This is a genomic window from Halobacterium yunchengense (assembly GCF_037031165.1).
Taxonomy (GTDB): Archaea; Halobacteriota; Halobacteria; order Halobacteriales; family Halobacteriaceae; genus Halobacterium; species Halobacterium yunchengense.
This window is the reverse complement of record NZ_JAYEZL010000001.1, coordinates 710,254-719,473: the sequence shown is the minus strand read 5'-3', so window position 1 is coordinate 719,473 and position 9,220 is coordinate 710,254. Positions and strand designations below refer to the sequence as shown.

Below are 9,220 nucleotides of genomic sequence, written 5' to 3'. Positions count from 1 at the left end.
CCTCTTCGTGAATTGCTCATAGGTATGGAGTCATGCGTTGGGTTCGGTCAAAGTTAGTTGGGAAGAACACGTCGGTCACCGGTAGCCCAAGGGGGAATGGGTACCACCCCTTTGCATCCCCTCTCTATATCTCGCACGAGTTGTTTGACAAGACCCCGAGAGTTCGAAGCTCTCGTCGATAGGTGAGCCACCTGTCCTTTGCAACTCACCGTTATTCGAAGCGCTACGCTGAGACACTCGATTTCACTCGTCTCACGCCCGAACGGACGGTTCGTTCGCATGTCGACCAAACGCCCTTCGCGCCCGTAGGCAGTTTTCGGTGGTATAATCGACTGACAGCGGTGGGGTTGCTGTTGTATTGAATGCAGTGTTCGTCCTTTCGTTCGGTATCGTGGTTGTGGCGTCTGGGTCCCTCGGTCATCACTGCACTCCCGCCGTCCTGAACGAAACGACTACCTCGGTGGCCCTTCGACCTCGGAGCGAATGGGCGACTCGTTGTGGGACCCGTCGGTCGAGGACGTCCTCGCCGTCCACGAGGACATCGTGGCCGAATACCCAGACACGCCGTCCGGCGTCAGGGACCGGAGTGACGTCGAGTTCGCACTGGCGTACATCGAGGAGGGCCACTTCGGTGCTGCGCCGGAGTCGATTCACGAGAAGGCGTATCATTTACTCCGGTTACTCGTCGCCAACCATCCGTTCGCGGACGCGAACAAACGGACTGCACTAAACACGGTGGCCGTCTTCGACTTTCTGAACGGCTACCGGTTCGCCTACGACGAGGAAATCAGGACAATTCTGAAACAGTTCGGCTCCGACGAACGAAGGGTCGATGAACCAGCCGTGGTCGAGTATCTCCGCACGCACACCGAGGAGTTGGACTTGGCAGGTGAGGTCGAGCGGTGGCGCGAGGACCTCCTCGAGTACGGCATCGAGCAGTTGACCGGCGAGTCGGACGACCAGAAGGATTAACGACACTCGGTCTGCTAGTGGTGGTATGGCGACCGAAGAGGGAGTCGAGTCCGACTCGCCGCTCGACGCGGTGATGGAGGACATCCGCCACGAACTGGTGCGGCGGGTGGCCGCCGCCGACCGGGAGGCGAACCGCGACGTCTACGACGCGCTCGAAGACGAGTAGCCAGCAGATCTGGTGGCCGTTTCTCGCCGTTTACTCTCGGGGACGTACTGACCGGCACCTCCCTTCTCAAATGCTGGTCTGAACTGGGAGATATCGGCCGTCTCACGCCCGAACGGACGATTCGATCGACCTGCCAGCGAACGCCCTTCGCGCCCGTACCTCTACGCTGTCTCTTCGGGTGGGGGCGTCGAGCTGAGTCGCCGAACGGTGGGTGTGAGCTTTCCGTCCGACCAACCGGGGTCGAGAAGTACGGAGGTTCTCGGATTGTTTCTGGCTCTCGGTTGTTGGAATGACTGTTGCGTGAGCCACGAAGCTATCCTCTCGTCCATTCAACGCACGACCAGCAGGCCGTTCTCGGTCTGCTAGTAAGTGAAAATTAACTAATTTCCTATCCCTCCAACTGCCGTGCATGCCCCTGTATCGACTCTCGGAATTTGACTGGTCGGCACTCGACTGGGTATGCTTCGCGCTACTGATCATCGGCGCGCTCAACTGGGGGCTCGTGGGCCTGCTGGACATCAACGCCGTCGAGGCGTTACTGGAACCGGTGTTCCAGCCATCTGCGGCCGAACTAGTGGCCAGAGCCATCTACGTGCTGGTGGGCCTGGCGGGGCTGTACTTTTTCTACCCGTTATACCGCATCTCTCAACGGGTCAAGGGTTGATGCCACCCTGGCCGAGGGCTGGTGTCGAATACGTCCCCTATTCTGATCGGCTCAACGTCCAGCTAGGCGGTGAATCTGGGCAGCCCAGGTTTCGCCGCCTCACTCCTTCGAGGACGATTCGTTTGGGTGTCGAACGAACGCCCCTCGCGCCCGCTTCTGCGAGACGCGCTCCGAACGCGGTCGAGGGGTGCGCGACCGCGTCTCCAGAGTGAATCTGTACCTCGAACGCCGTCGAACAGGCAGTCGTGGCTGGGGTCACTCCCCGCGTTCACCGTACGTTTCCTCACCCCACCCGAAGTCGGACGCTTCGTCGTCGCGTTCGAGGTAGTCGTCCAGGACCTCCTTCACCGTTCGACCGAGGTCGTCCAGCTCACTGTCGATCGTCGAAACGGTGCTCGAATCGAGCGATCCGGTCGCGTTCAGCTCTCGCCAGTCGTCCGGAAGCGTTGGCGCGTCGAACCGCAGCCGGTCGTCGGTCGGGTCCCAGTAGAAGTCGAACGCCTGGAACAGACCCAGGTCGCTGACGAGTCGGACGTGCTCTTCGTCGAGCGTCGTGTACTCCGCCCACTCGTTGAACCCCTCCTTCCAGGCGCCCTCCTGGAGCAGGTCCTCGATGTCCTCGCGGTAGAAGTCCTCCGACCCGAGCGTCTCCTCTTGCCACTCGAACTCGCGGGGCGTCCCTCGGTTCGAGAGGTCCGGTGGTTCCGGAACCTCGCTGTCGAGTGCCATACTAGTGAGTCTACGGGGAACGCCTTAAAGCCCGTAGCAGACCGCAGCGAGACAACACGGGTCGCCTCTCGCGACCCCCGCCCGGTACCGGACCGGGGGTACCGTCTGTCGTGATCGGGGGACTATACCCCGAGCCACTCGTCGTTCCGCACCTGGTGTCCGTTCGCCCGACAGAACCCCGCCGCTTCGCGGCGTACCGCCCGGGACGTCGGGAGCGTTTCTCTGGTGCGAATCCGCTCGACGATCCAGTCGGTGATGGCTTGGATTCCTTCGTCGTCGTCATCCGCGTCGACCGCTTCGAGTTCCCGGAAGGTCTTCTCGTACGCTTTGCGCTGTGTCCAAGCGAACTCCGTGTTCCGGAGGGCCTCGCTGGCTTCCACGACTCGCTTCATCGCGGCGGCAACGGTCGGCCGCTGTACCTGCACCCGGACGGCGGCCGGCGAGTCGAAGGTCTCCTCGTCCGTCTCCGGGACGAGTTCCTCGATACTGTAGGTGCCCGTTACCGACGCTATTTCGCGATCCCCGACCGCCGCGACGACCTCGGCCCCGGTCGCCGGGTACGTTAGCTCTTCGAGCTCCGCCTCGAAATCGCCGAGCTCCGCCGCCTCCACCGGTGGCTCTCGTTCGTCGCCGCGTTCGAGTTCCGTGGCGATCTCGCGCTCTCGCTGGCGCTTCTCGGCGTCGTCCGCTTGCTTGTCTCGACCGCGCTTGTCGTCTGCCATTCCAGTACGTAGGCTCTCCAGTCGGATACCTCTGTGGCCGGTCGAATCGAGTGCCCTGTCCTCGTCCGACCGACGGACCAGTGCACAGGACCCTCCCGAAATCCCCGCCCGTGTTCGGTGGAACGCGCCGGCGTGGGGTGAGCAAACGACCGCGCGGTCGCCACGTCGGGACGTCCGGCCAACTCGTCCGGGTCGCGCCGGGCCGTCACGGAACCGAGTGGGACCGGTTCCGTCTCGTACACGGACGGGGTCACCCTCACCGGCGAGCCAGTCGCGGAGAGACGACCGTTCACCCCGAGCGATACCGACCCCGTCTTCGAGGTACACCGGCGCGCCTTCGACGGCTGGACCGACGGTGCGCGCATCGTGCAGCGAGTCCACGACGCTGGGACGGCCGCGGTCCCGCTGGTTGCAGTTGCGGACGACCGGGTCGTAGGCCACGTCCTGTTCTCTCCGGTGACGGTGGACGGCCGCGAGGGTGGCGTCGAACCGGCCGGCCTGGGACCGGTGGGCGTCCTCCCGGAACACCTGGACGAGTGGGTCGGTTCGGCGTTGATTCGAATGGGGGTAGCGGCGTGCGGGGAGGCCGGCGTCGACGACGCGTTCGGGGTCAGGCCGCTCCGCGACGGCGCGTTCGACGGCGTGCCGGAACCGTCAGCTACCGACCGGAGTTCCAGCGGGGGGACGCCTAGCCGCCGCACGCCGCGGACGTAGACTCGTTCGCGTGGCGACCGAACGCCGCTCCGCTCGTCCGTTCTCCGCCGGTCAGTCCTGTCCGGCCGGCCGGGACGCCGCCTTCGACGCGGGTGCCGGCGGCTCGTGCGTGCCGAACTCGGGGTGGGTCTCCTCCATCCAGGCGTAGACGACCGCCCCGGAGGCGAACATCAGGAGCGCGGTCGCGTAGAACGCCGCTTCGGCGCTCGCGAACTCCATCGCGAGCCCGATGAAGATGGCGCCGACGCCGTAGCCGGAGTCCCGCCACATCCGGTAGACGCCCATCCCGGTCGCCCGCCACGTGGGGTGGGCGGCGTCGCCGGGGACGGTCATCAGGTTCGGGTACAGCAGCGCCATCCCGAGGCCGGAGGCGCCCGCGAGCACGGCCCACGCGAGGTAGCCGTCGACGAGCACCATCCCGAGGACGCCCGCGCCGGCGAGGAACATCCCGGCGACGACGGGCGGCCGCCGGCCGATGCGGTCGGCGAGCCCGCCGGTCGCGATCTGGAGGAAGTACATCGCGCTGTGGACGCCGACGACGAGGCCGACCGCGGCGATGCCGAGGCCCTCGCTGGTGAGGTACAGCGGGACGGCCAGCCAGAACAGGGTGTCCACGAACTTCTCGACGTGGCCGGCCTGGGCCGCCGCGAACAGCGTCCGATCGCCGTAGGTCGCGCGCTTGAGCACCTCGACGAACGGGAGGTTCGCGTCGTGGTGGTCGTCGTCGTCGACCTCGGCCGCCGCGAGGTGGACCGTCTCCGTGACGAGGAACACCGAGAGCAGGAACGCCAGTACGACGACGGCGGCGAGGAAGTAGAACGGCTCCGGCCGGAGGTTCGTCTGGGCGGCGATGGCGCCCGTGACCCAGGCGCCGACGGCGACGCCGGTGTAGCCGAACGCCTCGTCGATGCCGACGGCCAGTCCGCGCTGGTCGGGGCCCGCGATGTCGATCTTGGCGTTGATGGCCATGCTCCAGGTGAGCGCCTGGTTGACGCCGAGGAGGACGTTCCCGACGGTGACCCACGCCCAGTTCGGCGCGAAGATGAGAACGACGGGGAGCGGGAGCGCGGTCACCCAGCCGAGGACGAGCACGGGCTTGCGGCCGTACTCGCCGCCCCACTTGCCGGCGTAGAGGTTCAGGAGCCCCTTGACGAACCCGAAGGAGACGACGAACGAGCCGACGACGAGCAGCGACTCGACGCCGAGGACGTCACGGCCGAGGACGGGGACGACGGCGCGCTCGGAGCCGATGGTGAGGCCGGTGGCGAACACCAGCAGGACGTGCAGGGAGAACTGGCCGAGGTGCTCGCGGATGCCCTGTTTCGGTGTCGGTTCCGTGCTCATGGGTTACTCGGCGGCACAGTTGTTCGGCCCGAGTTCGAGCTCGGCGAGCTCGTCGGCGGGGACGGACTCCCGGCCGACGTTCGTCCGCTTGACGCGTTCGAAGTTCGGCGGGTGGTCCGGGACGTCCGACGCGAGCTCCCGGACGAACGCCGCGCGGTCGCGTCCGAGGTCGTCGTTTCGCTCCCGGACCTCGGCGAGCGTCGCGGTCACCGGCGGCTCGGGCGAACCGGGGTCGTGGGCCGGCAGGACGACCGCGTCGTCCGGCCGGTCGAGCAGCCGCTTGAGGCTCTCGTGGAGCGTCGCGGCGTTGTCCTCGACGTCGGCGTCCTCGATGCCGGCCTCGACGCCGAGTTCGACGCGTCCCACGCTGTCGTGGAACAGGGTGTCGCCGGTGAGCAGTGCCGCGCCGTCGACGTCGAAGGAGACGCTCCCCTCACTGTGCCCCGGCGTGTGGACGACCTCGACCTCGAGGTCGCCGACCGGGACGGTCTGTCCGTCCTCGACCGGCGTCGCGTCGACGGCGAGCGCGTCGGCGGGGTGGAGGTAGTAGGGCGCGTCGTGGCGGTCGGCGAGGTCCGCGCCGCCAGAGACGTGGTCGGCGTGGGCGTGCGTGTCGAAGACGCCGACCAGGCTGGCGTCGTGCTCGTCGAGGACTGCCTCGTACTCGCGGTGGTAGTGCGACGGGTCGAAGACCGCGGCTTCGCCGTCCGAGACGAGGACGTGCGAGAGACAGCCCTTGCCCGGGCGCGCGACCTGCAGGAGCGTCCCGTCGAGGTCGGCGGCGACGGCCGCACGTCGGTGGACGCGACTCCAGCCGTTCAGCCCGTCAGCGAGCGTCTTCGCGTCGTAGTCCATCGCGCGGAGCAGTTCGGTCGCGGTCGCGGCGGCGACGCCCGCTCCGCAGACGGTGACGACCTCGCGGTCCTCGGGGAGGTCCGCGAGTGCGTCCGCCGCGGCGTCCCGGTCGCCGGTCAGTTCGTCGTAGACGGCCACGTTGACGCTGTCCGGGACGTGCCAGTCCTCGTACTCCGCTTCGGGGCGGACGTCGACGACGAGCGGGTCGTCGTCGGGGGCCTGTAACCGGTCGGCGAGCGTCTCCGGGTTGATCTCGGGCATCGTTGCTCGCCCGTAGGGGGAGTAGTAGAAAGTAGTCGATGCCGGCCATGGCCGGCACCGTTAATTATCTCTGTCCCGAACGTCCCGGTATGAGTCTCTACGAGGCGTCCTTCCGGGTCAGACACGAGTGCCCGTACCGGGAGCTCTCGGAGCGCTACCCGGACCTGACCATCCGCGAGTGGTACCTCAGCGACTGCCAGGTGGTGGAGCTGACGGCGCCGGCGTCGCCGGCCGACGACCTCCGCGAGGAGATCGACCGCCTGGGCACCGTCCTCCACGAGTCCGTCGAGGACGACCGCCTCCACGTCGTCACGCAGTCCTGTCTCTGCTCGCTGGAGGACTCCATCATCGAGCGCTTCGAGGAGTACAACTGCCTCTACCAGCCGCCGACGGTCCACCGCCAGGGGTGGGAGCACTACACGGTCATCGCGTTCGACGAGGGCGACGTCCGCGCGCTCCTCCGGGACCTCGAGGCGGACCGCGACGTCGAGGTGCTCTCGAAGACGGCCATCACGGAACAGCGGGTCCCGCACAGCATGCTCGCGCCGGTCGACCAGCTGTTCGCGGACGTCACCGAGCGCCAGCTGGCGGCGCTCCGGCTCGCCCTGGAGCGCGGCTACTACGAGCAGCCGCGCCGGACGTCGCTGCGGGAGCTCGCCGAACTGACCGACGTCGCCCGCTCGACCTACGAGGAGCACCTCCGGAAGGCCGAGAACAAGCTGCTCACGAACGCGGGCCAGTTCCTGCGGCTGGTCACCGCGACGACGTCGGCCGACCCGCTGGGCGTCGCGGAGCCGCGCGAGGCCGAGCGGGCCGCCGACTAGCCCACCGGCCCTCGAGGTCGCCGGTCTACCCGACGGTGAGGACCTTCTCGGCGTCCTCGACGATGCGCAGGTAGTCCTCCATCGTCCCCCGGGGCCGGAGGTCGTCGGCCTCGAGGTCCCGGGAGTCGAGACACGTCCCGCACGCGGAGAGTTCGCCGCCCTTCCGGCTGTACTGGACCATCACGCCGTGGGGGTTGAACTTCTCGTGGTCGAGGTCCGGCGCCTCGACGCCGTCGCCGAGCAGGAAGACCTCGACGGTGTGGTCCGCGTCGAGGGCCGTGTTCGCGAGCCGGAACGCGTTCCAGACGCGCTCGGGGTCGTTGCTCTCCAGGACGATTCCGAGGTGCATACCGGACGTTCGCTCGGGAGCGACAAGAGTTCCCGGGACGACTCCCGGTCGCCGGGAACCGGCCCACGCCGCCCGCGGCTGTGTGGGGCCGGGCCGCCGCTGACACGGGGTCGCCGTCGACGCGGCCGCTCCAGGGCGCGACCCGCGTGCGGTCAGTCGCCGTCGTCGTGGACGGCCTCGATGGCCTCGACGACGGGTTCGACGGGCTCGTCGGGGTCGAGCGCGGCGAAGACGCCCTCGTCGCCCACGTAGACGCGCACCAGCGTGAAGAGGTCAAAGCCCGTGGCGAGGTAGCGGACGCGGTCGGCCGCGGGGAACAGTTCCGACGTGAAGAGGTCGGCCTCGGTGAAGTCGACGTGGACGTAGGCGTGGATCTCCTCGAAGTGCGCGAGCATGTGGTCGTCGTCGTCGTAGAACGAGCGCGTGAGGTCGTCGACGTGGAGGACGCGGAAGTCCCGGTCGTCGAACTCGACGAACGACCGGAGCGTGCCGTCCACCGCCGCCTCGGCCGCCGAACACATCGCCGCTGCGTCCAGGGACGTCGGTCCAGTCGTCTCGTCACTACCCATGCGTGCTACTCGCATCCCGGTCGGGCTGGATTAACATTTCGCCACCGGTAAGCGAACGGACAGGTGGCCGGGGGCGTCGCCGGCCGTCGGTGGTGACTGGCTGTCGGTATCCCCTTGCTGTCGGCGGTCACCGGCTGTCTGTGCCGCCCGTGCCGTCCTGCTCGTCCCGCTCGCGGTCGTCGCCGGCGTCGACGGCGGTCGCCGACTCGCCGTCCGGCACGCCGAGGGGGAGTTCGTTCTCGTCGATGTCGAGCACCTCGTCGCGGGAGCCGTCGGCCATCCCCGTCGTCATCAGGATGCGGATGGCGGCGCGCACGCTCAGGTCCGCGTCGTAGACGCGGCTCTCCGGCACGAGCAGCAGCGCTCCCTGCGTGGGGTTCGGGCTGCCCGGCACGAAGACGTTCCGCGCCGGCTCGCCGGCCACCTCCTCGACGCCGCCCGGGCTGTCCCCGGTCCGGAGCCCGAGCCGGTAGAGGCCGTCGCGCTCGTACTCGACGTACACCGCGGAGTCGAACTCCGAGTCCTTCGTCGACACCGAGGACGCCATCTGCTTGACGCTCCCGTAGATGGTGCGGAACACGGGCACGAACCCGACCAGCCGTCCCGTCTTCCCGAGGACGTGCTGGCCGAACGGGCGCTTCGCGACCGCGCCGATGAGAGTCACCACGACGAGGATGACCGTGAGCGCGAGCAGCTGCGCGGCGAGGTAGTTGTTCCCCGTGTAGGTCGCCAGCCGCGTCCCCTCGACGATGGGCTGGAGCTGGCCGGCGAGGATGTTCGAGAGGAACCGCAGGATGACCAGGGTCGCCACCAGCGGCGCGACCAGCACGGCTCCGGTCAGGAAGTTGCTCTTCAGTGACTCCTTCAGCGGCATACCTCGAACGCGTGCGCTGCGGAGAAAAGCGTGGCGGTGGTCGCACTCCCCGCGGCGTGCGGTCGCGGCGGTGGTCTTCTGCGGTCGCGGCGGCGGGTCCGCCGGTCGTCGTGGACGCGACCGGCCGGTCAGACGGGGCGCGTACACGTGTCAAAACTTATGATGGTGGGTCGAGTG

Annotated in this window: 11 protein-coding genes and 1 pseudogene; 5 read left to right on the top strand and 7 right to left on the bottom strand. The window is 67.8% G+C overall.

What is annotated here, in order from left to right; genetic code table 11:
* Positions 1–483: 483 nt before the first annotated feature.
* From U5911_RS03655 to U5911_RS03645, 3 genes are all read left to right on the top strand, one after another.
* Complete coding sequence (locus tag U5911_RS03655; RefSeq protein WP_336035366.1) at positions 484–972, top strand: type II toxin-antitoxin system death-on-curing family toxin; 489 nt, start codon at positions 484–486, stop codon at positions 970–972.
* Positions 973–997: 25 nt separating this feature from the next.
* Positions 998–1,138: a hypothetical protein gene (locus U5911_RS03650; protein ID WP_336035365.1), complete on the top strand. Its 141-nt coding sequence runs from the start codon at positions 998–1,000 to the stop codon at positions 1,136–1,138.
* Between the two features lie 409 nt (positions 1,139–1,547).
* Positions 1,548–1,802, top strand: coding sequence for a DUF378 domain-containing protein (locus tag U5911_RS03645; RefSeq protein ID WP_336035364.1), 255 nt, complete (start codon positions 1,548–1,550; stop codon positions 1,800–1,802).
* A gap of 255 nt (positions 1,803–2,057) precedes the next feature.
* On the opposite strand, the gene U5911_RS03640 is transcribed toward U5911_RS03645, so the two are convergent.
* Positions 2,058–2,531 carry a DUF7992 family protein gene (locus tag U5911_RS03640; RefSeq protein WP_336035363.1) on the bottom strand — a complete coding sequence of 158 codons (474 nt, stop codon included), beginning with the start codon at positions 2,529–2,531 and terminating at the stop codon, positions 2,058–2,060.
* A gap of 122 nt (positions 2,532–2,653) precedes the next feature.
* Positions 2,654–3,253: a DUF5789 family protein gene (locus U5911_RS03635; protein WP_336035361.1), complete on the bottom strand. Its 600-nt coding sequence runs from the start codon at positions 3,251–3,253 to the stop codon at positions 2,654–2,656.
* A 342-nt stretch (positions 3,254–3,595) separates the two neighbouring features.
* Between U5911_RS03635 and U5911_RS03630 the strand changes: the two are divergent.
* Positions 3,596–3,967: pseudogene (locus U5911_RS03630) on the top strand (GNAT family N-acetyltransferase); the annotation flags it as partial.
* Between the two features lie 51 nt (positions 3,968–4,018).
* Here U5911_RS03630 and U5911_RS03625 read toward each other — a convergent pair.
* Positions 4,019–5,311 (bottom strand): MFS transporter, encoded by a 1,293-nt coding sequence (locus U5911_RS03625; protein ID WP_336035359.1) that lies wholly within the window; start codon positions 5,309–5,311, stop codon positions 4,019–4,021.
* Between the two features lie 3 nt (positions 5,312–5,314).
* Positions 5,315–6,427: an MBL fold metallo-hydrolase gene (locus U5911_RS03620; RefSeq protein WP_336035357.1), complete on the bottom strand. Its 1,113-nt coding sequence runs from the start codon at positions 6,425–6,427 to the stop codon at positions 5,315–5,317.
* Positions 6,428–6,516: 89 nt separating this feature from the next.
* Here U5911_RS03620 and U5911_RS03615 point away from each other — a divergent pair, with 89 nt between their 5' ends.
* Positions 6,517–7,251, top strand: coding sequence for a helix-turn-helix domain-containing protein (locus U5911_RS03615; protein ID WP_336035355.1), 735 nt, complete (start codon positions 6,517–6,519; stop codon positions 7,249–7,251).
* A gap of 25 nt (positions 7,252–7,276) precedes the next feature.
* On the opposite strand, the gene U5911_RS03610 is transcribed toward U5911_RS03615, so the two are convergent.
* The 3 genes from U5911_RS03610 to U5911_RS03600 form a co-directional block, all read right to left on the bottom strand.
* Positions 7,277–7,600 (bottom strand): DsrE family protein, encoded by a 324-nt coding sequence (locus U5911_RS03610; RefSeq protein WP_336035354.1) that lies wholly within the window; start codon positions 7,598–7,600, stop codon positions 7,277–7,279.
* Positions 7,601–7,752: 152 nt separating this feature from the next.
* Positions 7,753–8,169: a DUF7522 family protein gene (locus U5911_RS03605; RefSeq protein ID WP_336035353.1), complete on the bottom strand. Its 417-nt coding sequence runs from the start codon at positions 8,167–8,169 to the stop codon at positions 7,753–7,755.
* Between the two features lie 127 nt (positions 8,170–8,296).
* On the bottom strand, positions 8,297–9,043 hold the full coding sequence (locus U5911_RS03600) for a DUF502 domain-containing protein (protein ID WP_336035351.1): 747 nt from the start codon (positions 9,041–9,043) through the stop codon (positions 8,297–8,299).
* Positions 9,044–9,220: the final 177 nt, after the last annotated feature.